Origin of the sequence: [Empedobacter] haloabium (assembly GCA_008011715.2) — a bacterium.
GTDB classification, from domain to species: Bacteria; Pseudomonadota; Gammaproteobacteria; order Burkholderiales; family Burkholderiaceae_D; genus Rugamonas; species Rugamonas haloabia.
In genome coordinates this window covers 2687602-2712225 of record CP136508.1, presented here as the reverse complement: position 1 = coordinate 2712225, position 24624 = coordinate 2687602, and the positions used below count along the sequence as shown (strand labels likewise).

General features: G+C 70.4%; 23 protein-coding genes. 17 read left to right on the top strand and 6 right to left on the bottom strand.

Going from position 1 to position 24624, the window contains the following annotated elements:
- Positions 1-2 precede the first annotated feature (2 nt).
- On the bottom strand, positions 3-1706 hold the full coding sequence (locus E7V67_011930) for a GspE/PulE family protein (GenBank protein ID WUR15776.1): 1704 nt from the start codon (positions 1704-1706) through the stop codon (positions 3-5).
- A 127-nt stretch (positions 1707-1833) separates the two neighbouring features.
- Between E7V67_011930 and E7V67_011925 the strand changes: the two genes are divergently transcribed.
- From E7V67_011925 to E7V67_011845, 17 genes are all read left to right on the top strand, one after another.
- A complete protein-coding gene (locus E7V67_011925; protein WUR15775.1) occupies positions 1834-2607 on the top strand; it encodes an ABC transporter ATP-binding protein in 774 nt (257 codons plus the stop codon).
- Positions 2604-3608 (top strand): AAA family ATPase, encoded by a 1005-nt coding sequence (locus tag E7V67_011920; GenBank protein WUR15774.1) that lies wholly within the window; start codon positions 2604-2606, stop codon positions 3606-3608. The genes E7V67_011925 and E7V67_011920 overlap by 4 nt, the downstream gene beginning before the upstream one ends.
- Positions 3605-5533 carry a pilus (MSHA type) biogenesis protein MshL gene (mshL, locus tag E7V67_011915; GenBank protein WUR15773.1) on the top strand — a complete coding sequence of 643 codons (1929 nt, stop codon included), beginning with the start codon at positions 3605-3607 and terminating at the stop codon, positions 5531-5533. The genes E7V67_011920 and mshL overlap by 4 nt, the downstream gene beginning before the upstream one ends.
- Positions 5530-7266, top strand: coding sequence for a tetratricopeptide repeat protein (locus tag E7V67_011910; GenBank protein ID WUR15772.1), 1737 nt, complete (start codon positions 5530-5532; stop codon positions 7264-7266). The genes mshL and E7V67_011910 overlap by 4 nt, the downstream gene beginning before the upstream one ends.
- Before the next feature lie 31 nt (positions 7267-7297).
- Complete coding sequence (locus E7V67_011905) at positions 7298-8992, top strand: ATPase, T2SS/T4P/T4SS family (GenBank protein ID WUR15771.1); 1695 nt, start codon at positions 7298-7300, stop codon at positions 8990-8992.
- A 1-nt stretch (position 8993) separates the two neighbouring features.
- Positions 8994-10208: a type II secretion system F family protein gene (locus E7V67_011900; GenBank protein ID WUR15770.1), complete on the top strand. Its 1215-nt coding sequence runs from the start codon at positions 8994-8996 to the stop codon at positions 10206-10208.
- Between the two features lie 2 nt (positions 10209-10210).
- On the top strand, positions 10211-11794 hold the full coding sequence (locus E7V67_011895; GenBank protein ID WUR15769.1) for a hypothetical protein: 1584 nt from the start codon (positions 10211-10213) through the stop codon (positions 11792-11794).
- On the top strand, positions 11782-12444 hold the full coding sequence (locus E7V67_011890) for a hypothetical protein (protein ID WUR15768.1): 663 nt from the start codon (positions 11782-11784) through the stop codon (positions 12442-12444). Before E7V67_011895 ends, E7V67_011890 begins: the two co-directional genes overlap by 13 nt.
- Positions 12441-12914: a hypothetical protein gene (locus E7V67_011885; GenBank protein ID WUR15767.1), complete on the top strand. Its 474-nt coding sequence runs from the start codon at positions 12441-12443 to the stop codon at positions 12912-12914. The genes E7V67_011890 and E7V67_011885 overlap by 4 nt, the downstream gene beginning before the upstream one ends.
- Positions 12886-13623 carry a hypothetical protein gene (locus E7V67_011880; GenBank protein ID WUR15766.1) on the top strand — a complete coding sequence of 246 codons (738 nt, stop codon included), beginning with the start codon at positions 12886-12888 and terminating at the stop codon, positions 13621-13623. Before E7V67_011885 ends, E7V67_011880 begins: the two co-directional genes overlap by 29 nt.
- A 4-nt stretch (positions 13624-13627) precedes the next feature.
- Positions 13628-14344, top strand: coding sequence for a prepilin-type N-terminal cleavage/methylation domain-containing protein (locus tag E7V67_011875; protein WUR15765.1), 717 nt, complete (start codon positions 13628-13630; stop codon positions 14342-14344).
- Positions 14341-15099 carry an ABC transporter permease gene (locus tag E7V67_011870; protein ID WUR15764.1) on the top strand — a complete coding sequence of 253 codons (759 nt, stop codon included), beginning with the start codon at positions 14341-14343 and terminating at the stop codon, positions 15097-15099. Before E7V67_011875 ends, E7V67_011870 begins: the two co-directional genes overlap by 4 nt.
- Positions 15099-15839 (top strand): hypothetical protein, encoded by a 741-nt coding sequence (locus tag E7V67_011865; GenBank protein ID WUR15763.1) that lies wholly within the window; start codon positions 15099-15101, stop codon positions 15837-15839. The genes E7V67_011870 and E7V67_011865 overlap by 1 nt, the downstream gene beginning before the upstream one ends.
- Before the next feature lie 31 nt (positions 15840-15870).
- Positions 15871-16461, top strand: coding sequence for a prepilin-type N-terminal cleavage/methylation domain-containing protein (locus E7V67_011860; protein ID WUR15762.1), 591 nt, complete (start codon positions 15871-15873; stop codon positions 16459-16461).
- Positions 16461-17183: a histidine phosphatase family protein gene (locus tag E7V67_011855; GenBank protein WUR15761.1), complete on the top strand. Its 723-nt coding sequence runs from the start codon at positions 16461-16463 to the stop codon at positions 17181-17183. The genes E7V67_011860 and E7V67_011855 overlap by 1 nt, the downstream gene beginning before the upstream one ends.
- A 78-nt stretch (positions 17184-17261) precedes the next feature.
- Positions 17262-18335: a phosphotransferase gene (locus E7V67_011850; protein WUR15760.1), complete on the top strand. Its 1074-nt coding sequence runs from the start codon at positions 17262-17264 to the stop codon at positions 18333-18335.
- Positions 18336-18345: 10 nt separating this feature from the next.
- Positions 18346-19566, top strand: a complete 1221-nt coding sequence (locus E7V67_011845; protein WUR15759.1) for an acyl-CoA dehydrogenase family protein — start codon at positions 18346-18348, stop codon at positions 19564-19566.
- A 293-nt stretch (positions 19567-19859) separates the two neighbouring features.
- Here E7V67_011845 and E7V67_011840 read toward each other — a convergent pair whose 3' ends face one another.
- From E7V67_011840 to cobM, 5 genes are read right to left on the bottom strand one after another with little or no spacing between them, the layout of a single operon-like run.
- Entirely contained in the window at positions 19860-20426 is a 567-nt protein-coding gene (locus tag E7V67_011840) for a HupE/UreJ family protein (GenBank protein WUR15758.1), read from the bottom strand.
- 28 nt (positions 20427-20454) lie between these two features.
- Positions 20455-21540 (bottom strand): GTP-binding protein, encoded by a 1086-nt coding sequence (locus tag E7V67_011835; protein WUR15757.1) that lies wholly within the window; start codon positions 21538-21540, stop codon positions 20455-20457.
- Positions 21537-23084, bottom strand: coding sequence for a precorrin-3B C(17)-methyltransferase (cobJ, locus tag E7V67_011830; protein WUR15756.1), 1548 nt, complete (start codon positions 23082-23084; stop codon positions 21537-21539). The genes E7V67_011835 and cobJ overlap by 4 nt, the downstream gene beginning before the upstream one ends.
- The gene (locus tag E7V67_011825) at positions 23081-23848 is read right to left on the bottom strand and encodes a cobalamin biosynthesis protein (protein ID WUR15755.1); all 768 of its coding nucleotides are present in this window, start codon (positions 23846-23848) and stop codon (positions 23081-23083) included. The genes cobJ and E7V67_011825 overlap by 4 nt, the downstream gene beginning before the upstream one ends.
- Positions 23845-24618 (bottom strand): precorrin-4 C(11)-methyltransferase, encoded by a 774-nt coding sequence (gene cobM, locus E7V67_011820; GenBank protein ID WUR15754.1) that lies wholly within the window; start codon positions 24616-24618, stop codon positions 23845-23847. The genes E7V67_011825 and cobM overlap by 4 nt, the downstream gene beginning before the upstream one ends.
- Positions 24619-24624: the final 6 nt, after the last annotated feature.

The window sequence follows — 24624 nt, the reverse complement described above, 5'->3', positions numbered from 1 at the left end:
CGTCACTCTTCCTGCTGGTTGCTGATGCGCATGGCCTCGGCGATCGTCGTGCGGCCCTGGATCACCAGTTGCACCGCATGGCGGCGCAAGGTCTGGCCCGCCATCTGCTCGTTGGCGGCCTTCAGGAAGTGGGCCGGATCGGGATCGTTGGCCGCGTCCACCACGGCACTCGTCATCTCCAGCAGCTCGTACACGCCGGTGCGGCCGCGGTAGCCCATGCCGTTGCAATGCGAACAACCCTTGCCGTGGAAGTAGCGCGCCATGCCCACCTTGTCGTTCAGTTCCAGCCGCAGCCATTCCGTTTCCGTCGGCGTCGGCGTGTATTCGGTCGTGCAGCTCTCGCAGATCACGCGCAGCAGGCGCTGCGCCAGCACGGCCTGCAGCGAGCTGGCCACCATGTAGCGCGGCACGCCCATGTCCATCAGGCGCAGCGGCGTGCTGGCCGCGTCGTTGGTGTGCAGGGTCGACAATACCAGGTGGCCCGTCATCGCGGCGCGCAGGCCGATCTGCGCCGTTTCCTGGTCGCGCATCTCGCCCACCAGCACGATGTCCGGGTCCTGCCGCAGCGCCGAGCGCAGCACGCGCGCGAAATCCAGCTCGATCTTCTCGTTGACCTGCACCTGGTTGATGCCGGGCAGGCGGTATTCGACCGGGTCCTCGACGGTAATGAGCTTCTTTTCCACCGAATTGAGCTCGGCCAGCGCGCTGTACAGGGTGGTGGTCTTGCCCGAACCGGTCGGACCCGTGACCAGCACCAGGCCGTTCGGCCTTTGCACGATGGCACGGAATTTCTCCATCATGGGTTTCGGCATGCCGATGCCGTCCAGGCGCAGGCTGGTATTGCCCTGGCTCAGGAGACGCATGACGATCGACTCGCCGTACTGCGTCGGCATGGTCGAGATACGCACGTCCATCCGCGTGTTCTTCACGCGGGCGGCGAAGCGGCCGTCCTGCGGCAGGCGCTTCTCCGAGATGTCGAGGTCGGACATCAGCTTCAGGCGCAGCGCCAGCGCGGGCGCGATCTTGATGTCGGCCTGGGTCTGCAGGTGCAGCACGCCGTCGATGCGGAAGCGGATGTGCAGGCGGTTCTCCTGCGGTTCGATGTGGATGTCGGAGGCGCGCACCTGGGCCGCGTCGTCGAACACCGATTGCAGCAGTTTGACGACCGGGGCCTCCTCCAGCCCCGGGTTGACGGCCAGCGCGCCGAAGTCGACGGAGACGTCGCCCATCTCCTGCTCGAGCTCGCGCGCCAGGTCGGTGATGTCCTCGGTACGGCGGTAGATGCGGTCGATGGCGGCCAGCACTTCCGTCTCGTTGACGACCGCCAGCTCGATATTGTGCTTGACCAGCCGCGCGATCTCGTCATAGGCGAACAGGTCGGTCGGGTCGGACATGCCGACCAGCATCGTGCCGTGGCGGTCCTCCAGCACCAGCGCGCGGAAGCGCCGCGCCTGGGTTTCCGGCAACAGGCGCACCAGGTCGGCGTTGATGTTGTAGAACTTCAGGTTGATGTAGGGGATGTTCAGCTGGCGCGCCAGCGCGCCGGCGATCTGCTCTTCCGTCACGTAGCCGCTGTCGATGAAGACGCGGCCGAGCTTCCGGCCGCTGCGCTTCTGCTCGGCCAGCGCAAGGCCCAGCTGCTCGTCCGACAGCAGCTTTTGCTGGACCAGGATCTCGCCCAACCTTACTTTTTCTGGCCTTGCCATAACAAATATTCCCCTGAGTCAAGTGTCGGCGCATTGTATGCCCATTGTGCCCGAAGCGCACGGTGCCCTAGCGCACACCGTCTGATCTTTGCTACAGTGGCGGACTGCCAATATTTGATCGTCCGACATGCCCGCACCCGCTTTGCGCATCCAAGCCGTCGTGCGACACGCCCACGTCGCGCTGCGCCGCCCCGCGCCCTTCCGCCAGCCCCGGCCCGCCCGGCCGGTGCTGGACGGCGTGTCGCTGGCCGTCGCGCCGGGCGAATGCGTCGGGCTGGCGGGCGTCAACGGGGCCGGCAAGACCACCCTGCTCAAGTGCATCCTCGATTTCGTCACGCCGCAGGCGGGCAGCATCGCCGTGTTCGGCGTCGACCACCGTCAGCCGGCCGCGCGCGCGCCGCTGGCCTACCTGCCGGAACGCTTCCTGCCGCCGTCCTATATGACCGGTGGCGAATTCCTCCGTTATACACTGGCGCTGCACGGCCAGCCGCACGACGAGTCCGCGTGCGCGGCCATGTTGGCGGCGCTGCAGCTGGCGCCGGAGGCGCTGGCCATGAGCGTGCGGCGCTATTCGAAAGGCATGACGCAGAAGCTGGGGCTGGCCGCCATCCTGCTGCTGGACAAGCAGCTGTACCTGCTCGACGAGCCCGCCAGCGGCCTGGACCCGCAGGCGCGCGCGCTGTTCCGCCAGGCGTTGCGGCGGCGCCGTGAGCGTGGCACGGCGGTACTGATGACGTCGCACGCGCTGGCCGACCTGGACGAGATGTGCGACCGCATGGCCATCCTGCACGACGGCGCCATCCGCTTCGACGGCAGCCCCGCCGAGTGCCGCCGTCATTACGGCAGCGACGGCCTGGAGCAGGCGTTTCTTGCCGCCATCGCGGCGCCGGGTGCGGCATGAGCGCGCTGTACCTGCAGCATTTCGGCCTGGCCCAGGCGCCGTTCTCGATCACGCCGAATCCCGCGTTCTTCTACGGCGGCCACGAGCGCGGCGACATGCTGGCCGCGCTGCTGTACGCCGTGACCCATGGCGAAGGCATCGTCAAGGTGACGGGCGAAGTGGGCAGCGGCAAGACCATGCTGTGCCGCATGCTGGAACACCAGTTGCCGGCGCATATCGACGCCATCTACCTGGTCAACCCCAGCCTGGGTCCGGACGACGTGCTGTACGCCATTGCCGCCGAGCTGGGCCTGGACGCGCGCGACTGGCGACCGGACGAGGTGCTGCGCCGCCTGAACGGCGAGCTGATCACGCGCCACGCGCAGGGCCGCCAGGTGGTGTTGCTGGTGGAGGAGGCGCAGGCGATGCCGCTCGAGACGCTGGAGGCGGTGCGCCTGCTGACCAACCTGGAGACGGCGCGCGAGAAACTGCTGCAGATCGTGCTGTTCGGTCAGCCGGAACTGGACGAGCACCTGGCGCTGCCGCGCATGCGCCAGCTGGCCGAGCGCATCACGCACAGCTTCTTCGTGCCGCCGCTGCCGCCCCGGCTGGTACCGGCCTTCCTGCAGTTCCGCCTGCGCGCGGCCGGCTACACCGGCGGTCCACTGTTCAGCCCGGCGGCAGTGCGCCTGATCGCGCGCACGTCCGGCGGCATCGTCCGGCGCATCAATATCCTGGCCGACAAGGCATTGATGGCCGCCTTTGCCGACGATGCCGTGGCGGTGACGGCCAGGCACGCGCGCCAGGCGATCGCCGAGGCGCCGTTCACCACCGCCCGCGCCATGGCGGGGCCGCGCGCCTGGCTGGCGCTGGGGCTGGGCGCCTGCGCGCTGGCGGCGCTGTCCGTGTGGGCCGCATCCGCATGGGCGGACACGCCCGCGCCGCGCACACAATTGAAGTTTGACCGGATTTATACGATGATCCTTGCTAACCCAGCAAAAACAACTGTCGGCATCCAATGAAAAAAGTCGCGGCAACACTGCTCTGCTCACTCCTGGGGGCATGCGGCGCACCGCAGCTGCCGATCTCGCCGGCCCACGTCACGGAGCCGCCGCGGGCGGCGGGCGCCATTCCGGAACCCGTCCAGCAAAGCCCGGCGCTGCCGCCGCCCCGCCCCACGCCGCGGGTCGAGACCTACAGCGTCACGGTGCACAAGGTGCCGGTGGAATCGGTGCTGTTCGCGCTGGCCCGCGACGCCGGCCTGAACGTGGACATCCACCCGTCCATCGAAGGCAGCGTCACCCTGAACGCGCTGGACCAGACCCTGCCGCAGTTGCTGGACCGCATTTCGCGCCAGGTCGACATGCGCTACGAGATCCAGGGCGGCACCCTGCTGGTGCTGCCCGACCAGCCGCACTGGCGCAACTACCGCATCGACTACGTCAACATCGCGCGCACGACCAGCAGCAGCGTCAACATCGCCACCCAGATCTCCACCACGGGCGGTTCCAGCGCGGGCGGCATCAGCACGACCGGCTCGAATACGGGCCAGGGCGCGCTGCCGAACGCCGGCGGCAGCCTCTCCGGCAGCGCCAACAACAATTCGACGACGGCGGTGTCGAACCGGGCCGACAACAACTTCTGGTACAGCCTGGAAAAGAACATCCGCGACATGCTGCGGCCGACCAACCTGAACGACCCGCTGGCCGATCCGCTGGCGGCGCTGCGCGAGCAGACCGGCACGGCGGCCCAGCCGGCGCAGCCGGGCACCTACCCGCAGCCGGGCCAGCCCGTGCAGCCGGGCCAACCGGGCGGCTACCAGCCGGCCTTCACGCCGGCCGGCCAGGCAGCCGGCGCCACCCAGCCGGCCGATGCCAGCTACCCGGGCGCCCAGGCCACGGCGGCCCAGACGGCCCAGGCCCGGGCGGCCCAGCGCAACGCGCCCTCCGTCATCGTCAACGCCGAAAGCGGCCTGGTGGCCGTGCGCGCCACCAGCCGCCAGCACGAGAAGGTGCGCGAGTTCCTCGACATCGTGCAGTCGGCCTCGAAGCGCCAGGTGATGATCGAGGCGACGATCCTGGAGGTGAAGCTGTCGGACCAGTACCAGCAGGGCATCAACTGGTCGCGCATCTCCGGCAACAATTTTTCCACCGTGGGCCAGGGCACGCTGAACTCCACCGCGGCGCCGCTGCCGAGCGACGCCACCAACGGGACCGGCGTGTTCACCTTCAACTACGCCAATCCCCTGTCGGGCCTGGGCAATGTCAAGCTGGCCGTGCAGATGCTCGAATCGTTCGGCAAGGTGCAGGTGCTGTCGAGCCCGAAGATCAGCGTGCTGAACAACCAGACCGCGCTGCTGAAGGTGGTCGACAACAACGTCTTCTTCACCCTGAAGGTGACGCCGGCCGTACAGAATTCCTCGGGCGGCATCGCCGCCCAGGCTACCTACGAATCGCGCGTGGAGACGGTGCCGGTCGGCTTCGTGATGAGCGTGACGCCGCAGATCTCGGAGGACGACGAGGTGACGATCAACGTGCGCCCCACCATCACCCGCATCGTCAGCTACGTGGACGATCCGAACCCGGAGCTGGCGCGCCAGAACGTGGTGAGCCGCGTGCCGGTGATCCAGGCGCGCGAGGTGGAATCGGTGATGAAGGTGTACAGCGGCCAGACCGCCGTCATGGGCGGCCTGATGCAGGACAGCGTGGACAACAAGAAGGACGGCGTGCCGCTGGTGTCGCGCATTCCCGTGCTGGGCAACCTGTTCGCCTACCGGAACGAAGGCGCGGCCAAGACCGAGCTGGTGATCTTCCTGCGCGCCGTCGTCGTCAAGGACGCCAGCATGGAAGGCGACTACAAGGAGCTGCGCTACCTGTTGCCTGGCAAGGCGCCGCTGAACGAACAACCGTACGGCAGTGCCGGCACGCCGGCGAAAGGCCAGCCATGAGCCTCCTGATGCAGGCGCTGAAGAAAGCGGAACGGGCGCGCCAGAACGGCCTGCCCGAGGAGGACGTGGGCGGCACCGGCGACTGGGGCCTGGAGCCGCTGACGGATGCGCCGGCGGCGCGTCCCGCCGCCGATGCCGAGGTGCCCGCGCCGGCGCCGGCCGCCGGCGGGCTGGAACTGAGCCTGGAGCCGCTCGACGCGGCGCCCGAGCCGGCCGCCGCGGTGGCGCCCCCGGCCGCGGCCGCCCCGGCCCGCCCGGCGCCGCCGCGGCCCGCCGCCGAGCCGTCCATCCCCCTGCAGCCGGCCGCCGAGGCCGTGCACGATCCGGTGCCGCCGCAGGCCCGCCATGAACCGGCCAAGGCCCGTGCCGCCGCGCAGCGCGGCCGCGCCGGCGAGACGGCGCAACCGCCCCGGCCCGACGCCGGTGCCGCCCGCGCCGCCGCCCGGGCCCGCGCCGCGGCAGCGACCACCCGGCCGGGCCTGGACATGGCACGCGTGCGCGTGGCCGGCCTGTCCGGCATCCTGCTGGTGCTGCTCGGCACGTTCGGCTATATCTACTGGCGTGCCACGTCCGCCCCCGGGCCTGGCGCCGCGCTGCCGATGGTGCCGATGCCGCCGCCCAGCGCCACCGGCGCGACCGGCATCGTCGTGGCGCCGGCCGAGCCGGCGGGCGCCGGGTCCGCCGCGGTCCCCGCCACGACACCCGATCCGGCGCTGGCAGCGCTCACGCCGCCGTCCGCCGCGCCGGGCGCCATCCCTGCCACGGCTGTCGCGCCGGTGTCGGCCGCTGCCGCGGCGCCTGCCGCCGTGCCCGCCCCTGCGGCCGTCGCCGCCGCGGCGCCCGTCCCGGCCGAGCGCCGCGTCTCGCGGCCACGGGTGCTGAGCGGACCGACCGTCAGCGACGACCCGGCCATCCGCCAGGCCGCCCAGCAGGACCTGGCCGAGCGGGTGCAGCAGGCCGAGCGCGACCAGACGGTCGAGGCCACGCTGGCGGGTGCCCCCGCGCCCGCTGCCCCGGCCGCACCCGCCACGCCGGCCTACGCGGCCGCGGGCGCGCCCGCGTATGTGCCCGCGAACGGGGCCGGCGCGGACGTGCGCATCGCCCGCGGCAACGGCCCGGCCATCGCGCCGGCGGTGCAGGCGGCCTACGCGTCGTTCGTGGCGGGCGACCTCGCCGGTGCGCGCCAGCAGTACGAGGCGGCCTTGCGCCAGGACCCGAACAACCGCGATGCCCTGCTGGGCAGCGCCGCCGTTGCCCAGCGCGACAACCGCGCCGCCCAGGCGGCCGCCATCTACGCCCGCCTGCTCGAGCTCGACCCGCACGACCCGGACGCGCTGACCGCGCTGGTGGCGCTGCGCCCGGGCGACACGGCACGCAGCGAGGCAAAGCTGCGCGACATCCTCAAGGGCCGGCCCGACGCCGGACCCGTGCTGTTCGCGTTGGGTAACCTGTACGCACGCCAGGGCCGCTGGCCGGAGGCACAGCAGGCCTATTTCCGCGCCTTCACTGCCGCGCCGGACAATGCCGACTACGCCTTCAACCTGGCCGTGGGCCTGGACCGCCTGAACCAGGGCAAGCTGGCCGCCGGCTATTACGAGCGCGCCCTGGCGCTGCCCGGCCCGGCCGGCTTCGAGCGCACCGCCGTGCAGCGCCGCCTGCGCGAACTGGCCACCGCCAGCGCTCCGCTCCAGCCGGCGGCGCCATCGGCCCCGGCCCGGCCGGCGGGGAACTGACGTGGCATGGCGTAAAGGCATGGACTAAGCCGTGGCAGAACAGGTCAAACTCCCGCTCGGCAAGCTGCTGATCGAAAAAGGCGTCATCAGCGAAGACCAGCTGCGCATCGCGCTGATCGAACAGAAGCGCGGCGGCGAGCCGCTGGGGCGGCTGCTGATCACGCTCGGCTTCGTCACCGAGGCCACGGTGCGCGAGGCGCTGTCGGAAAACCTCAACACCCAGTCGGCCGACCTGAACGCGCTGGTGGTGGACGCGGTCGCGCTGAAGCTGATCCCGAAGGACGTCGCGGCGCGCTACAGCGTGTTCCCGATCGTCTACGAACGCGATACCGACAATCTCGTGCTGGCGATGTCGAACACCAGCAATATCGTGGCGCTGGACCAGATCCACGCGATGCTGGTCAAGGGCATCACGATCACGCCGCTGCTCGTCAACGAATCCGACATCCACCGGGCGATCGACCAGTATTACGGCTTCGAGCTGTCGATCGACGGCATCCTGCACGAGATCGAGACGGGCGAGGTATCGTACCAGGGCACGTCGGACGCATACAGCCACCCGATGGTGCGGCTGATCGACGCGCTGCTGGCCGACGCCGTGCAGAACGGCGCCTCCGACATCCACTTCGAGCCGGAGCACAGCTTCCTGCGCATCCGCTACCGCATCGACGGCATCCTGCGCCAGATCCGCAGCCTGCACAAATCCTACTGGCCGGCGATGGCCGTGCGGCTGAAGGTGATCAGCAACATGAACATCGCCGAGACGCGCGCGCCGCAGGACGGCCGCATCTCGATCAAGTTCTCCGGCCGCCAGATCGATTTTCGCGCCAGCGCGCAGCCCACCACGCACGGCGAGAACTTCGTGCTGCGCGTGCTGGACCGGCAGAAGGGTCTGGTGCCGCTGGACGGGCTGGGTCTGGCCGAGCGCGAACTGGACCTGTTGAAACTGATGATCGCCCGTCCGGACGGCCTGATCCTGGTCACCGGGCCGACCGGTTCGGGCAAGACGACGACCCTGTATTCGATCCTGAACCACATCAATACCGAGGCCGTCAACATCATGACCCTGGAGGACCCGGTCGAATACCCGATGAGCATGATCCGCCAGACCTCCGTCAACGAGTCGTCCAAGCTGGGCTTCGCCGACGGCATCCGCTCGATCCTGCGCCAGGACCCGGACGTGATCCTGGTCGGCGAGATCCGCGACAAGGAAACGGCCGACATGGCGCTGGCCGCCGCCATGACGGGCCACCAGGTGTATTCGACCCTGCACACCAACTCCGCGGTCGGCTCGATCTCGCGCCTGCTGGACATCGGCGTCGTGGCGGACGTCCTGGCCGGCAACATCATCGGCATCATCGCCCAGCGCCTGGTGCGGCGCCTGTGCACGCACTGCCGCGCGCCGTTCACGGCGGACGCGCTGGAGCGCCGCCTGCTGGGCCTCGAGCCCGAGGGCACGCCCGCCACGATCTACCGCGCCGTGGGCTGCGAGCGCTGCGCGCACCAGGGCTACAAGGGCCGCCTGGCGATCATGGAACTGCTGAAGATGAACGCCGAGCTGGACGAGCTGGTGGCGCGCCGCGCCTCCGTGCGCGAGCTGCGCAACGCGGCGCGCGCCAGCGGTTTCCGCTCGCTGGTGGACGACGGCATGCGGCGCGTGCTGGAAGGGGCGACGACGCTGGACGAGGTGTCGCGCGTGGTCGACCTGACGGACAGGCTGGCCTGACATGCCGAAGTTCCTCTACCGCGCGATGACCCCGACCGGCGAGATCGTGCCCGGCGACATGGACGCGCTGAACGTGCCTGACCTGGAACTGCGCCTGTCGCGCATGGACCTGGACCTGATCGACTTCCGCCAGACGCGCCAGCGCCGCCTGCCGCTGGGCGCGGCCGGCCGGCGCGCGATCTCGCGGCGCGACCTGATCAACTTCTGCTTCCACATGGAGCAGATGGCCAGCGCCGGCGTGCCGATCCTCGACGCGCTGAACGACCTGCGCGACAGCATGGACCACCTGCGCTTGCGCGAAATCGTCACGGACCTGATCGAGAAGATCGAGGGCGGCCTGCAGCTGTCCGATGCGCTGGCCGGCTACCCGGACGTGTTCGACCCCACCTTCACCAGCCTGGTGCGGGCGGGCGAGGAAAGCGGCAAGGTCAACGAGGTGTTCCGCGACCTGGCGGCCGGATTGAAATGGCAGGACGAACTGGCCGCGCAGACGAAGAAGATCGTCACCTACCCGGCCGTCGTGCTGCTCGTCGTCACCGCCGTGACGTTCTTCCTGATGATCTACCTGGTGCCGCAGCTGACCAGTTTCATCGGCAACATGGGGCGCGAGCTGCCACTGCACACGAAGGCGCTGATCGCCGTCTCGAATGTCTTCATCGACTGGTGGTTCGTGCTGCTGGCACTGCCGGTGGCGCTGTGGTTCGGCACGCGCTGGTGGCTGCGCCGCAGCGAGCGCGCCGCCTTCGCGTTCGACCGCCTGAAGCTGCGCGCGTGGCCGGTCGGCCCGGTGCTGCACAAGATCATCCTGGCCCGCTTCGCCACGTTCTTCGCGCTGATGTACGCCTCCGGCATCACGATCCTGGACTGCATCCGGCTGTCCGAGGGCATCGTCGGCAACCGGGTCGTCGCGGCCGCGCTGCGCCGCGCCGCCCAGCTGATCTCGGAAGGCCACAGCGTCACCGCCGCCTTCGCCACCACGGGCATCTTCCCGGCGCTGGTCGTGCGCATGCTGAAGGTGGGCGAGGCCACCGGCGCCCTCGACGGCGCGCTGCGCAACGTGGCCTACTTCTATAACCGCGAGGTGCGCGAGCAGATCGAGCGCGTGCAGGCGATGATCGAGCCGGCGATGACGGTGATCCTGGGGCTGCTGCTGGGCTGGATCATGCTGTCCGTGCTGGGTCCCATCTACGACACGATCAGCGCGATCAGGATCTGACCATGTTCCCGAAACAGCTTTTCTACCTCACCAGCGAGCAGCTGCAGGCCTGGCAGTGGCGCCAGGGCACGCTGTCCGGCCCGGCCGTGTTCCCCGCCACCCGCGCGGGCGTGGACGAGTTCATCGACTACCTGGAACAACAGGGCGCGCGGCCGGCCTGGCTGATCGTGGACCTGATCGAGGAGGACTTCAGCCGCCACGCGCTGCCGCACGTGCGCGGCCGCGCCGGCCGGCAGCTGCGCGCGCGCCGGCTCGCCCAGCAGTACCGCGACACCCCCTACCGCGCCGCGCTGGTGCAGGGCCGGCTGGAGGAAGGCCGGCGCGACGACGTGGTGCTGTTCACGGCCTTGACCAATCCGGCCCTGCTGGCGCCATGGATCGAGGCGATGGAGCTGATGCGCACGCCGCTGGCCGGGATCTACTCCGCCACGCTGTTGTCGGCGACGCTGCTGGAACGCATGGCACACCAGGAACGCACCCAGGACACGCCGGCGCCGCACCACCGCCTGCTCGTCACCTTGCAGTCCGGCGGCCTGCGCCAGACCTACCTGCAAGGCGGCGCGCTGAAGTTCTCGCGCCTGGTGCAGCCGACGGCGGATACCGACGTGGCCGACACGATCGCGCCGGAGACCGGCAGGACGCAGCAGTTCCTGACCAGCGTGCGGCTGCTGGAGCGCGACGACCCGCTGCACGTGACGGTGCTGGTGCCGGCCGCCGCCGTCGCGGAGCTGGCCGCGCGCTGCCAGGATGGGCCCACCACGCTGTACGACGTGCAGCCGCTGGACACGGCGGCGCGCGCGCTGCGCATGGCCGCGCCGCCGGTGCTGGCCGACCAGCTGCTGCTGCACATCGTCGGGCGCAGCGCGCCGGACAGCCACTATCGGCTGGGCGGCAAGGAGGACTTCTACCGCATGTGGCGGCTGCGCCTGTCGCTGTATGCCTCCAGCGCGGTGCTGGCGACGACCTGCCTGGCCTGGACCGTGGCCAACCTGGTCGGCTACGGCATCGCGCACGGCAACGCCGACGGCCTGCGCTCGGAAACGGCGCATTACCAGGCCGCCTACCGCAACAGCATGTCCAGCATGCCGCCCGCCGTCGACCGGACGGCGAACATGAAGGCGGCCGTGCAGATCGATCGCATGGTGGCGCAGCAGGGCCCATGGCCGCTGCACATGCTGGGCATGGTCAGCGAAGCGCTGGAGAAGTCGCCGCAGATCCGCCTGACGCAGCTGGAGTGGCGTGCCCAGGTGCCAGGCGCTGCCACGGTGGCGGTGCCCGGTGCCGCGCCAGGCTCGCCGGCGCTGGTGGCACCCACCTCGTCGCTGGCGCTGGGCATTCCGAAAGCGCCGCCGCAGGCGCTGCGGCTGCAGGCCGAGGTGCTGGCCGGCCAGGACAATTATCGCGTGGTGCTGGAAAACATGAACGGCTTCGCCCAGCAGCTGGCGCGCATGCCGCACATGACGGTGGAGATCGCCCAGCTGCCGTTCGACATCCGCTCCAACGTGAAGCTGAGCGGCAGCGTCGGCGTGGCCAACAGCGGCGAGGACCGTGCCAAATTCACCCTGGACCTGACATGGAAGCCCTGAGCAAAGCCGTGCCGGCCGCCGCGCGCGTGCCCCTGCCCTCCTGGATCGCCCACTTCGCGCTGATCCGTGCGGCGGCGATCACGTTCACGGTGACGGCCGTCGTCACCGTGGCGGCGGTCGTCACCAGCTACTGGAAGCTGCAGCATGCCCGCCAGGAGGAGGCGCTGGCCCAGGGCACGCGCGACGCGGCGCGCCAGAGCTTCGTCCACGTCGAGGCGGAAAAGCAGGACATCCGCGTCTACCAGCCGCTGTTCCTCGACCTGCGCCGGCGCGGCTTCGTCGGCACCGAGAACCGGCTGGAGTGGGTCGAGGCGATCCGCCAGATCCAGGAAGCGCGCCGGCTGCTGCCGCTGACCTACCAGATCGAACCGCAGCAGCCGTACAAGCTGGCCGGCGCCGTCCCGACCGGCGCCTACCAGTTGCGCGGCAGCCGCATGACGGTGCACATGGACCTGCTGCACGAGATGGACCTGTTCGACTTCCTGGCCGACCTGCGCCAGCGCGGCGTCTTCACCGTGCAGGACTGCGCGATCCGGCGCGCCGCCAGCGCCGGCAACGCGCCGCTGGCGCCGGGCCTGACGGCGGACTGCACGCTGAACTGGCTGACCTTGACGCCGGCGGCCGCGTTGCGCCCCCAGGGGGTACGATGATGCGCGCGCTGTTCGCCATCGGCCTGGCTGCCAGCATGGCGGCGCCGGCTGCCGCGCAGATGTCGTTCACCACGATGGGGCGGCTGTTTACCACGCCGGCCGACCGCATCCTGCTGGACCAGCAGCGTGCCAGCGCGGCGCCGCCGGGTACCGCCACGGCTGCCGGCCCGGCCGGCACCACGGCCACGCCCGCGCCGGCCGGTGCGATGCCGGGCATGGCGGCGCCGGTCACCACACCGCCGGCACCCGCGCCGGCGCCCGTGCGCTTCGGCGGCGTGCTGCGGCGCAGCGACGGCCAGGCCACGATCTGGGTCGACGACGCGGTGCAGGAAGCCGTCGTGCACGGCCGCCCCGCCGCCGGCGTCCCGGTCGACGTGGGCGGGCGGCGCGTCCTGCTCAAACCTGGCCAGAGCTGGGACCCGGCCAGCGGCGCGATCGTGGATGTCCAGCGTGGCGCGGGCGCGCGTTGACCCGCGGCGCCAGCGCGGCGCCGCGTTGTTGCTGCTGCTGGCCGTCGCCAGCGTCGGCTTCGCCGCCGTGCTGATCGGCGCGTTCGGACGCAGCGGCGTGGAACGCCTGCGCGAACAGCGCACGCTGGCGCGCCTGGCGCTGGCCAGCGACGCCCTGGTCGGCTTCGCCGCCGTCAACGGCCGCCTGCCGCGCCCCGCCATCTCCGCCATCGACGGCCGCGAGGCGCCCGAGCCCTGCGCCGACGAAGGCGCCTGCAGCGGCTTCCTGCCGTGGGTCACGCTGGGCGTGGAAGGGGCCGACAGCTGGGGCAAGCGGCTGCGCTACAGCGTCACGCCCCTGTACACAACGGCGCCGATCCAGCGCATCGCGGCGGTGGCGACCAAGCGCGTGCAGACGCGCGACGGCAATGGTGAACTGCGCTATGTGATCGGCCAGGAGCGCTGCGAGCTGGCCGCGGCGTGCGCGCCCGCCGTGGTGTACTCACAGGGCCGCGCCAACCTGGGCACCAGCGTGGCCGGCCTGGCGCAGGCCAACGGGGCCCGCGGCAACCTGGACGAAATCGGCAACGACAGCGCCACCACGGGCTTCATCCAGCGTCCCGCCAGCGCCGACCCGGGCGTGCCGGGCGGCCCGTTCGACGACCTGCTGGTGGCGCTGCCGCTGGAAACCCTGTATGAAAGGATGGCGGCGGCGCGCACGCTGCCATGAGCACATGACCCATCATCGCAACGAGACATCGCGCGGCTTTACCCTGGTCGAGGTGGCGATCGTGCTGGTCGTCGTCGGCCTGCTGATCGGCGGCCTGATCACGCCCCTGTCGACCCAGCTGGAGCAGCGCCGCGTGGCCGACACCCGCCGCGCACTGGAGGAGGCGCGCGACGCCCTGACCGGTTTCGCCATCCGCAACGGCTACCTGCCCTGCCCCGCCATCTCGGCCGCCAACGGCCTGGAAGCCCGCGCGGGCGACCGTTGTACCGACGAGCGCCGCATCGGCTTCCTGCCGTGGGCCACGCTGGGCCTGCCCAAGCTGGACAGCTGGGGCCACCAGTTCGTCTACAGCGTCACGCCCGATTTCGCCGACAGCGCCACGCCGTTCCGCCTGAACACGCCGCGCGACATCACCGTGGCCACGCGCGACAGCGCCGGCGCGCTGGTGGCGGCGACCGCGCCGAACGACATCCCGGCCGTGATCCTCTCGGCCGGCCGCAACGGCTACGGGGCTTTCAGCGAACAGGGCGTGCGCGCGCTGGACGCCGGCAGCGGCAACGTCGACGAGAAAGCCAATATCGCCAGCGCCGGCACGGCCTTCATCAGCCGCGACGGCGCCGACAACCCGGCCGCGCCGGGCGGCAGCTATGACGATATCGTCGTCTGGCTGTCGCCGAACATCCTGTTCAACCGCATGATCGCTGCGCAACGGCTGCCATGACGGCCGCGGCATGGCGCATCGGCCGCGCGGTGGCGGCCGACACGGTACGCGAGGCGCTGCGCGGGCGCCTGCCCTGGCTGCTGGCCGCGCTGCTGCTGGCCGGTGCCGGCCTGTCCGGTTTCATCGGCGCGCTGGCCCTGACCGACACGCGCGCCACCCAGGCCGCCCTGCTGGCGGCGCTGCTGCGCTGCGCCGGCGCGGCGACCGTGGCCGTGTTCACGGTGGCCAGCGTCGTGCGCGAGCGCCACGACAAGCAGGCCGAGATGCTGCTGGCCTTGCCCGCCGGGCGCGCTGCCTGGCTGCTGGGCCGCCTGGCCGGCTTCGCGCTGCTGGCCGGGCTGGTCGCGCTGCCGGCCGCCCTGCTGGCGCTCGGCCATGCCGCGCCGGCCCAGGCCGGGCTGTGGGCGCTCGGCGTGCTGTGCGAGCTGTGGATCGTGGCCGCCTTTGCGCTGTTCTGCGCGCTCGGGCTGGGCCACGCGGCACCGGCGCTGTGCGTCACGCTGGGTTTCTATCTGCTGGCGCGGGTGGCTGGCATCCTGCAGGCCTTGGCGCACGACGCGACCAGCCTCGCGCGAGCGGCGGCGGACGGTATCGCGTTCCTGCTGCCCCGGCTGGACACGTTCGCGCGCGCCGAGTGGCTGCTGTACGACACCGGCGGCGCCGCGGATGCGGCAGCCATGCTGGGCCAGACCGCGATCTACCTGGCGCTGCTGGCGGCCGCCAGCCTGGTCGACCTGCAACGCCGGGAGTTCTGATGACGCGGCGGCGCGCCTCGTCCACCGCCGCGCTGCTGCTGGCGCTCGCGCTGGCGGCGCAACTGGCCTGGCACGCCCGCGCGCCGGCCGGCGGGGCGGCCGTGGCGGCGCTGCCCCCGGCCCCGGCACCGGCCGTGCTGCGGCTGGCCGGGCTGGGCGAGGACGCCGCGCTGGCCCGGCTGGCGATGCTGGTGCTGCAGGCCCAGGACGCCCAGGCCGGCGCCGCCCAACCACTGGGTGCGCTCGACTATGGCCGCGTGGCGCAGTGGCTGGAACTGGCGCTCGCGCTCGATCCGCGCGGCCGTTACCCGCTGGTCGCCGCCACCGGGGTGTACGCGGCGGTGCCGGATGCGGGCCGGGTGCGCGTCATGCTGGCCTTTGTCGAGCGCGCGTTCGCCGCCGATCCGGCGCGGCGCTGGCCCTGGCTGGCCCAGGCCGCGCTGATCGCCCGGCACCGCCTGCACGACCTGCCGCTGGCGCGGCGGTACGCCCATGCCCTGCGCCTGCAGGCGCCGGACGCGCCAGTCTGGGCGCGCCAGCTGGAAGCCTTCGTGCTGGAGGAGATGGACGAGCCGGCAGCCGCGCGCGCCGTCATCGGCGCCCTGCTGGCGGGCGCTCAGGTAACGGACCCGAACGAGCTGCGCTTCCTGGCCCGCCGCCTGGATGAGCTGAATGGACGGCACCCTGCCGCCGCGGCGCGTCGCACGGTTCCTGCTGCGCGATCGGCGCCGGGCTTGTAAGATGTGGCTATCCGCAAAAAGGAGTTCGTACATGCACCGCAGTTCGCCCCCGCACCGTGCCCGCGCCCGCGGTATCCGCCAGGCCGGCTTCACCCTGGTGGAAATCGCCATCGTCCTCGTCATCATCGGCCTCTTGCTGGGCGGCGTGCTGAAGGGCCAGAGCCTGATCGACAACGCCAAGGTGAAGAACGTGATCCAGCAGGCCACGTCGCTGCAGGCCGCCGTCAACGCCTACCAGGACAAGTTCCGCGCGCTGCCGGGCGACGACGCCCAGGCCACCGCGCACGTGCCGGGCGCCAGCGGCAACGGCAATGGCGACGGCCAGATCGCCGAGTACCAGCTGGCGCCGCAGCACCTGGCGCTGGGCGGCTTCATTACCGGCTCGTTCAACGGCACCACCGACTTCATGACCAGCGCCCAGGGCGGCGCCGTCTACATCTTCAACGACGTCGTCGGCAACCGTGGCGGCAACGGCATCCGGCTGGACAACCTGCCGGACACGTTCTCCGAGCAGCTGGACGCGAAGCTGGACGACGGCAAGGCCGACAGCGGCGCCGTGCGCGCCACCGGGCCTTACACGAACAACGGCACGATCATCGTGCGCACGGCGGTGTTCTTCTGATGGCGGCGCCATCGGAACGCCGCCGCATCTTCCTGATGCGGCACGGCAGCGTGACCTACTTCGACGCCGCCGGCAAGCCGGTGCTGCCCGAATCGGTGCCCCTGAACGAGGATGGCCGCGCCCAGGCCGCCGCCGCCGGCCAGGCCTTCGCCGCCCAGGGCGTGCGCTTCGACCGCGTGATCGTGTCCGGCCTGCCGCGCACCGTGGAGACCGCGCGGCGCGTGCTGGCCGAGACGGGCCAGCGGATCGAGCCGGAAGAGTGGCCGGAGCTGGTGGAAATCCGCGGCGGCAGGCTGTCCGCCATTCCCGACGAGGCGCTGCACGAAGCCTTCACGGGCGCGTTCGACGGCGTGGTGGCGGAGCACAAACGCTTCCTGGGCGGCGAATCGGTGGCCGAACTGATGGACCGCGTGTTCCCGGCGCTGGAACGCCTGCGCGCCGACCCGGACTGGGACACGGTGCTGCTGGTGCTGCACGGCGGCGTCAACCGGGCCATCCTGTCGTATGCGCTGACGGGCCAGCGCCTGTTCCTCGGCAACCTGGCGCAGGCGGCCGGCTGCATCAATGCGCTCGACGTCGGCACCGCGCCGAACGACTGGGTGGTGCGCTTTTCCAATTACGCGCCGCCGACGCCGCTGCACCAGCATACCCGCACGACGACGATGGAACAGCTGCTGGCGCAGTACCTGAAATCGCGCACGCTTTCGTCGCAAAATAAATAGCACGTTCGTTCGCTCTTTTCTCCGATTTTTCCTCAAATAGCGCTAGAATCGTTCAGACAACAATGAACAGGAGACACGATGTTCGAGGAATTCATGGGCACCAAGCCCGTGTCGGAACGCCACCAGTTCGACACGGCCGAACTGGACGCCTGGCTGCGCACCCACGTCGACGGCTATCCCGCCACGGGTGAACTGCACGCCGAGCAGTTCAAGGGCGGCCAGTCCAACCCTACCTTCAAGCTGGCGATCGGCGACGCGCGTTACGTGCTGCGCACCAAGCCGGCACCCGCGACCAAGCTGCTGCCGTCGGCGCACGCGATCGACCGCGAATACCGCGTGATGGATGCGCTCAGCAAGGCCGGCTTCCCGGCGCCGCGCCAGTACGCGCTGTGCCTAGACGAGAGCGTGATCGGCCGCGCCTTCTACGTGATGGAATTCATCGAGGGCCGGGTGCTGTGGGACCAGGCGCTGCCCGGCATGACGCCGGCCGAGCGCACGGCCATCTACGACGAGCAGAATCGCGTGATCGCGCAGCTGCACACGATCGACTACGCCGCCATCGGCCTGGCCGACTACGGCAAGCCCGGGAACTATTTCGCGCGCCAGATCGAGCGCTGGACCAAGCAATACGTGGCCTCGCAGACGGAGACCATCGAGGCGATGGACCAGCTGATCGCCTGGCTGCCGGCGCACATCCCGCCCGGCGACGAGACCTCGATCGTGCACGGCGACTACCGCCTCGACAACATGATCTTCCACCCTACCGAACCGCGCATCCTGGCGGTGCTCGACTGGGAACTGTCGACCCTCGGCCATCCGTTCGCCGATTTCAGCTACCACTGCATGAGCTGGCACATCAACCCGGGCCAGTTCCGCGGCATCGGGGGGCTGGACCTGGCCGCGCTGGGCATCCCGTCGCAGCAGGAGTATATCGAGAAGTACGCGCAGCGCACCGGCCGCACGATCCGGCTGGAGGACTTCGGCTTCTACCTGGCGTTCAATATGTTCCGGCTGGCGTCCATCATGCAGGGCATCATGAAGCGCTACGTGGACGGCACGGCCGCCAGCGCGCAGGCGCTGCAGTCGGGCAAAATGGCACGGCCGATGGCCGAACTGGGCTGGTCGTATGCCCAGGGTAAACCTGTCGCTTGAGGAGAGTCGCATGGATTTCGAGTATTCGCAGCGCTGCCAGGACCTGCGCGCCCGCCTGGTGGCGTTCATGGACGAACACATCTACCCGAACGAGCAGGCCTTCGAGAAGGAAGTGGATGAGAACGGGCATACCCAGGGCAACCGCTGGATTCCCACCACCCTGGTCGAGCGCCTGAAACCGCTGGCGCGCGAGCGTGGCCTGTGGAACCTGTTCCTGCCGCGCTCCGCGCGCGCGCCCGAGGGACTGTCCAACCTGGATTACGCGCCACTGTGCGAGATCATGGGCCGGGTGCCGTGGGCGCCGGAGGTCTTCAACTGCGCCGCGCCGGACACGGGCAATATGGAAACGCTGGAACGCTACGGCAGCGAGGAACACAAGCGCCAGTGGCTGGAGCCGCTGCTGCGGGGCGATATCCGCTCGGCGTTCGCGATGACGGAACCGGCCGTGGCCTCCTCGGACGCGACCAATATCGCCACCCGCATCCGCCGCGACGGCGACGACTACGTCATCGACGGCCACAAATGGTGGATCTCTGGCGCCGGCGACCCGCGCTGCAAGCTGTTCATCGTGATGGGCAAGACCGATCCGGCAGCGGCGCGCCACCAGCAGCAATCGATGATCCTGGTACCGGCGGACACGCCGGGCATCACGATCGTGCGCCCGCTGCCGGTGTTCGGCTACGACGACGCGCCGCACGGCCACTGCGAGATCCGTTTCGAGAACGTGCGCGTGCCGGCCGCGAACCTGCTGCTGGGCGAAGGGCGCGGCTTCGAGATCGCCCAGGGCCGCCTGGGGCCGGGCCGCATCCACCATTGCATGCGCGCGATCGGCGTGGCCGAGCGCGCGCTGGAGCTGATGTGCCGGCGCCTGAACGAACGCGTCGCCTTCGGCAAGCGGCTGGCCGAGCAAGGCGTGTGGCGCGAACGGGTGGCCGAGGCGCGCATCCAGATCGACACGGCACGGCTCCTGACGCTGAAGGCCGCGTACATGATGGACACGGTCGGCAACAAGGTGGCACAGGCGGAGATCGCGATGATCAAGGTGCTGGCACCGAACGTCGCCCAGCAGGTGCTGGACTGGTCGATCCAGGCGCACGGCGCAGCCGGCGTGTCGGGCGAATTCCCGCTGGCCTACCAGTGGGCGATGAACCGCACGCTGCGCCTGGCCGATGGCCCGGACGAGGTGCACCGCAATGCGGTGGCCAAGATCGAGCTGGCGAAGTATTTATAAGGCTGGGGTCTGTCCCCGCATGGGGACCGACCCCGGAGTTTGCCGGCGCCGCCTCGACGTTTGCAAACCCCGCGGTGTCATATCAGTTGTTGGGGTCTGTCCCCGCATGGGGACTGACCCCGGTTTTTATCGCTAACACTTGCGGCGTTACTTCACTGGGAGCTCATCCAGTCAAAGGTCGGACATTGCCGTACGAAAAACCGGGGTCAGTCCCTTGCAGGGACAGACCCCAAGCCTGCATGCGCCGACGCGCCGCTTGCAAAACCCCCGGTGACAGGCACCGGGGGCTCACATCAACCAGCGACGGCTAACCAAACCCCAGCCAACGAAATCGCCGCGCCGCTACCGCGCAGCCAGCGGCCGTGCGCCAGCGCGCCGCGGCCCAGCCACAGGCCGGCGCCGTGCAGCGCGGCGCTGGCGGCGATGAAGCCGGCGGCGTACAGCCAGCCGTTGTCGTGTGCCGGCATCTCGCTGCCGTGGGCGAAGCCGTGGAACAGCGCGAACACGCCGACCACCGCCAGCGCGGCGCCGACCGGCAGGCGCACGGCGAAGCCGATCAGCATCCCCAGCAGCAGCACCGACGTGACGATGCCCGCTTCCACCAGCGGCACCGAATACCCCGCCATGCCCAGCGCGCCACCGGCGGCCAGGCAGGCGACGAAGCCGGCCGGCAGCAGCCATTGCGCGCGGCCGCCCAGCTGGGCGCCCCACAGGCCGACCGCCAGCATGGCCAGCACGTGGTCCAGTCCCGTCAGCGGATGCAGCAGGCCGGCCAGCGCGCCTTCCGCGTGGCCGGGGTGCGCCAGCGCGGCGCCGCTGTACAGCAGGGCCGCGAGGGCCATCGTGGATTGACGTTTCATGTTTGCTCCTTGATAGTAAAAAGTGAAATCAGCGCCACGCGCAACCGGTGCGCGCGGCCAGCAGCGCCGCGACCTTCGCGCGGCTCAGGTGATAGCCGATAAAGACCAGCTGCGAACGCGTCCTCGCCGCTCCCGGCGCGGCCGTCAGCGCAAAGCGCGTGCGCACGCCCTGCACCAGCGTCGGCTCTTGCGCGCCAGTCGTCTGCACGTAGCCCTTGCAGCGCAGCAGCGGCTCGGCACGCGCGGCTTCCACCAGCGCGGCCTGCAGCTTGGCCGGGTCCTGCGGCGCGTCGCTCTTCAGTACGAACGACAGCCAGCCCGGATCCTGCTCATGGAAATGCTTGTGCGTGGCCAGCCCGTGGCTGTGCGCGCCCAGCCCCGAATGCGCATGACCGTTCAGGCGGGACTGCACCGCCAGCGGCGCCGCCCCCGGCCCGGGCATCGTCGCCACTGGCGTGAAATGGGTATGCTCGGTGCGGGTCGGCTGGTGCAGCCGCAGGCCCAGGGCCAGCCGGATGTCCAGCTGGGCGTCGTAGGCCAGCTCCAGGAAGCGCACGTTCGGCGCGCGGGCCCGCACTGCCTCTTCCGCACGCAGCAGCGCGTCCTCGTCCAGGCCGTCGATCTTGTTCAGCACCACGACGTCGGCTGCGGCCAGCTGCTGCTCGAACATCGCGGCCGGCGCGCCGTCGTCGAAGGCGCGCTCCAGCAGCAGGGGCGTATCCACCACCGCCAGCGTGGCGTCCAGGATGAAATCGTCGGCCAGCGCCGCGCTTTGCAGCAGCTCCATCGCCGCCGTCGGCAACGCCAGCCCGGAGGTCTCGATCAATACGTGATCCACCTGAGCGCGGCGCGCGGCGATGGCCTGCATGGCGGGCACGAAGCGCTCGTCGTCGCCGTAGGCGATCAGGCCATGTGCGAAGTCCTCCACCTGCACGTGCGGGTCGCTTGCCGCCGCATCGCGCGCCAGCGCGCCATCGACGGCGATCTCGCCGAACTCGTTGATCAACAGCGCCAAGCGGCGGGTCTGCCGCTTCTCGATCAGGCTGCGCAGCAGCGTGGTCTTGCCGGCTCCGAGAAAGCCGGTGACGATGGTGACGGGAATCGGCTGCTTCATGCCTTGCCCTGCCCCACCAGGAAAGCCAGCACCCCGGCCGCATCGGCCACCTGGGCCGGATAATCGAGCACCGGGCGCGCCACCACCAGCAGTTCGATGCCGAGCGCGCGCGCCGCCGCCACCTTGGCGCGGTAGCCGCCGGCGTCGCCGCTATCCTTGGTGACGACGCAGTCGATGCCCCAGTCGCGCCACAGTGCCTCGTTGAAGCCCTGCGAGAACGGGCCTTGCATCGCACAGATGCGCTCGCGCGGAATGCCCTGCGCGATGGCCCGTTCGATCAGGGCCGGCTCGGCGGTCTGGCGGACGAACCACGCCCGCTCGCCAGCACCCGGCGCCTGCGTGAAGGTGGCGATGTCCTTCGATCCCGTGGCCAGGAAGATGCGCCGGCCGCGTGCGACCGCCTGTGCGGCCGCTTCCTCCATCGACGCGCACAAGGTGCCGTCACCGTCCTGCCAGCTGGCCGGGCGCTCGAAACGCAGGTAGGGGATGTGCAACTCGCGCGCCAGGCCGATCAGCTGGGCCGACATCGCGCTGGCATACGGATGCGTCGCGTCCACCAGCACGCGCGCTTCCCGCGCCAGCAGGGCCTGCCGCCGCGCTTCCACACCCTGCCGTCCGGCCCAGACGACCGCGCCCGGGCAGTCCTGCCGCGCGATGGCGCCGCCATGGTCGCTGGCCGCCGAGACCACCACGGGCAGGTGCTCCGCCAGCTGCGCGGCCAGCGCATTACCGTCGCTGGTGCCGGAGAACACCCACGCGGCACCGGCCGGCAGCTCCTGCTCCTGCGGCGCCGGCGCGGCGGCCGGCTGCGACCAGTCGTTGTAGCCGCGCGGCGTGTAGATCCAGCCGCGCTTGCGCGCGGTGAAACGGTTGCCGATGACGAGCGAGGTCAGCATGTCGAACTTCAGGCCGGGCAGTTCATCGAGCCGGTACACCTCGACCTTCTGGTCCGGGCGGTAGGCATTGCGCACCACGCCGCACAGGGTGCCGGGCGCCTTCGATTCCAGCATCAGCTCCAGCACCCGGTACACGCCCTGCTGCCGGCTGGCGCTCTGCACGTTGTACATCACGCAGGCCAGGTCGGCCTGGGCGATGTGGCGGGCGCGGTGCTCGATCCACTCCCAGGGACACAGCAGATCGGACAGGCTGAGCGTGGCGAAATCGTGCGACAGCGGAGACCCCAGCAACGAGGCGCAGGCGTTGGCCGAGGTAATGCCGGGCACCACGTTGACGTCGAACGTGTCGTCCTCGCGCATTTCCTCGAAGGCCAGCGCCGCCATCGCGTAGATGCCGATGTCGCCGCTGGAGATCAGCGCCACCTTGGCGCCGGCGCGGGCGCGCTCGATCGCCAGCAGCGCGCGCTCGCGTTCCTGCGTCAGCGGCGGCGAATGAATCTCCTTGCCTTCGATGTGCGGGGCCACCCAGCGCAGGTACAGCTCATAGGCGACGATCACGTCGCTGCCCTTCAGCGCCGCCACGGCGCGCGGCGCGATCAGCTCCTCGAAGCCGGGGCCCACCGATACCAGGTTCAATACACCAGTCATTGCTTGTCCATCCAATCGTTCTTGTCCATGACCACCGCGACGGCCACGCCGTCCAGGCTCGTTTTCGGTACCACCAGCGCGCCGCGCGGGCTGGCCACCAGGGCGGCCGGCTCGCACACGCCGTCCAGTCCCACGTTCTGTCGCACCCAGTCGGACGGCCGGCTGACCCAGGGCCGTGCCGCCAGCTCGGCGCGCGCCAGCACCCGCAGCGGCAGGCCATGGCGTTCGCAAAAGGCCAGCAAGCCGGGCTCCTCGCCCTTGATGTCGACGGTCGCCACCTCGCGCACCGCGCCAAGTTCCAGGCCGGCACTGGCCAGCGCATGCAGCACAGCCGCCTCGATGCGCTCGCCCGGCACGCCCCTGCGGCAGCCGATGCCGACGGTGAGCGGCTTGAGCGCTTCCGTGGCTGTGGTCACGACGGGCGCGGCGCCGACCGCATTGGCGACACGATAGGCCAGCGCGTTGGCACCGCCTTCGTGCCCGCCCAGCAGCGCGATCGCATGCCGGCCCGCCTCGTCCAGCACGACGACGGCGGGATCGCTATGCTTGTCCGCCGGCAGGCCGGACAGGAAGCGCACGGCGATGCCGGTCGCCGCCACCACGATCCATTGACTGTGCTCGCGCCAGCGCTGGACAAACAACGTCTTCTGCGCCACGTCGCCCTGCAGCCATGGGCGGTGGATCGTGCCGCCCAGCCGCGCCTGCAGCAGGCGCGCCAGCGGCTCCGCCTCGGCGCGCACCAGCCAGATGCCCGGACCCGTCACGCGGCGTCCTTCTTCTTCACCACGCGGAACAGGTGCGTGAAGTCCTTCGAATACAGGCTCGATTCGGCCGCCACGCCGCGGTCCAGCGCGGCGCCCACCAGCATCATCGTCGTCAGGTTCCAGGCGCCGCGCCTGGTTTCTTCCAGCACGGTGCCCAAGGTGCCTTCGTACACGCGTTGTTCCGCCCAGGTGGCCCGGTATACCAGGCGCACCGGCGTCTCGGGCGGATAATGCAGCAGCAGGTCGCCCACGATCTTCTTCAGGTGCGGCCCGGACAGGAAGATGCACATGGTGGCGCGGTGCTCGGCCAGGCGCGCGATCGACTCCAGCTCCGGCACGGCGGAAGCACGGCCCGACACACGCGTCAGGATCACGCTCTGCGACACCTCCGGCTTGGTCAGCTCGGCGCCGATGGCCGCCGCCGCCGCGGTGAACGAGGACACGCCCGGCACGATCTCGTAGGCGATGCCCAACGCGTCGAGCCGGCGCATCTGCTCGGCCGTCGCGCCGTAGATGGCGGGGTCGCCCGAGTGCAGCCGCACCACGTCGATGCCGGCGTCGCGCGCGCGCACATAACAAGCCTGCTGCTGTTCCAGGTCCAGTTGAGCGGTATCGATCAGTTCCGTGCCGGGGCGGCAGTGCTGCAGCATCTCGACGGACACCAGCGAACCGGCATACAGCACCATGTCCACGCTGCCCAGGAGGCGCGCGCCGCGCAAGGTGATCAGGTCGGCCGCGCCGGGGCCGGCGCCGATGAAATAAACTTTCATGGGATT

What these genes read in the sequence shown, in the direction of transcription:
- E7V67_011930 (WUR15776.1), bottom strand. Translation starts at nt 1,706, where the DNA reads ATGGCAAGGCCAGAAAAAGTAAGGTTGGGCGAGATCCTGGTCCAGCAA.
- E7V67_011925 (WUR15775.1), top strand. Translation starts at nt 1,834, where the DNA reads ATGCCCGCACCCGCTTTGCGCATCCAAGCCGTCGTGCGACACGCCCAC.
- E7V67_011920 (WUR15774.1), top strand. Translation starts at nt 2,604, where the DNA reads ATGAGCGCGCTGTACCTGCAGCATTTCGGCCTGGCCCAGGCGCCGTTC.
- mshL (WUR15773.1), top strand. Translation starts at nt 3,605, where the DNA reads ATGAAAAAAGTCGCGGCAACACTGCTCTGCTCACTCCTGGGGGCATGC.
- E7V67_011910 (WUR15772.1), top strand. Translation starts at nt 5,530, where the DNA reads ATGAGCCTCCTGATGCAGGCGCTGAAGAAAGCGGAACGGGCGCGCCAG.
- E7V67_011900 (WUR15770.1), top strand. Translation starts at nt 8,994, where the DNA reads ATGCCGAAGTTCCTCTACCGCGCGATGACCCCGACCGGCGAGATCGTG.
- E7V67_011895 (WUR15769.1), top strand. Translation starts at nt 10,211, where the DNA reads ATGTTCCCGAAACAGCTTTTCTACCTCACCAGCGAGCAGCTGCAGGCC.
- E7V67_011890 (WUR15768.1), top strand. Translation starts at nt 11,782, where the DNA reads ATGGAAGCCCTGAGCAAAGCCGTGCCGGCCGCCGCGCGCGTGCCCCTG.
- E7V67_011885 (WUR15767.1), top strand. Translation starts at nt 12,441, where the DNA reads ATGATGCGCGCGCTGTTCGCCATCGGCCTGGCTGCCAGCATGGCGGCG.
- E7V67_011880 (WUR15766.1), top strand. Translation starts at nt 12,886, where the DNA reads ATGTCCAGCGTGGCGCGGGCGCGCGTTGACCCGCGGCGCCAGCGCGGC.
- E7V67_011875 (WUR15765.1), top strand. Translation starts at nt 13,628, where the DNA reads ATGACCCATCATCGCAACGAGACATCGCGCGGCTTTACCCTGGTCGAG.
- E7V67_011870 (WUR15764.1), top strand. Translation starts at nt 14,341, where the DNA reads ATGACGGCCGCGGCATGGCGCATCGGCCGCGCGGTGGCGGCCGACACG.
- E7V67_011865 (WUR15763.1), top strand. Translation starts at nt 15,099, where the DNA reads ATGACGCGGCGGCGCGCCTCGTCCACCGCCGCGCTGCTGCTGGCGCTC.
- E7V67_011860 (WUR15762.1), top strand. Translation starts at nt 15,871, where the DNA reads ATGCACCGCAGTTCGCCCCCGCACCGTGCCCGCGCCCGCGGTATCCGC.
- E7V67_011855 (WUR15761.1), top strand. Translation starts at nt 16,461, where the DNA reads ATGGCGGCGCCATCGGAACGCCGCCGCATCTTCCTGATGCGGCACGGC.
- E7V67_011850 (WUR15760.1), top strand. Translation starts at nt 17,262, where the DNA reads ATGTTCGAGGAATTCATGGGCACCAAGCCCGTGTCGGAACGCCACCAG.
- E7V67_011845 (WUR15759.1), top strand. Translation starts at nt 18,346, where the DNA reads ATGGATTTCGAGTATTCGCAGCGCTGCCAGGACCTGCGCGCCCGCCTG.
- E7V67_011840 (WUR15758.1), bottom strand. Translation starts at nt 20,426, where the DNA reads ATGAAACGTCAATCCACGATGGCCCTCGCGGCCCTGCTGTACAGCGGC.
- E7V67_011835 (WUR15757.1), bottom strand. Translation starts at nt 21,540, where the DNA reads ATGAAGCAGCCGATTCCCGTCACCATCGTCACCGGCTTTCTCGGAGCC.
- cobJ (WUR15756.1), bottom strand. Translation starts at nt 23,084, where the DNA reads ATGACTGGTGTATTGAACCTGGTATCGGTGGGCCCCGGCTTCGAGGAG.
- cobM (WUR15754.1), bottom strand. Translation starts at nt 24,618, where the DNA reads ATGAAAGTTTATTTCATCGGCGCCGGCCCCGGCGCGGCCGACCTGATC.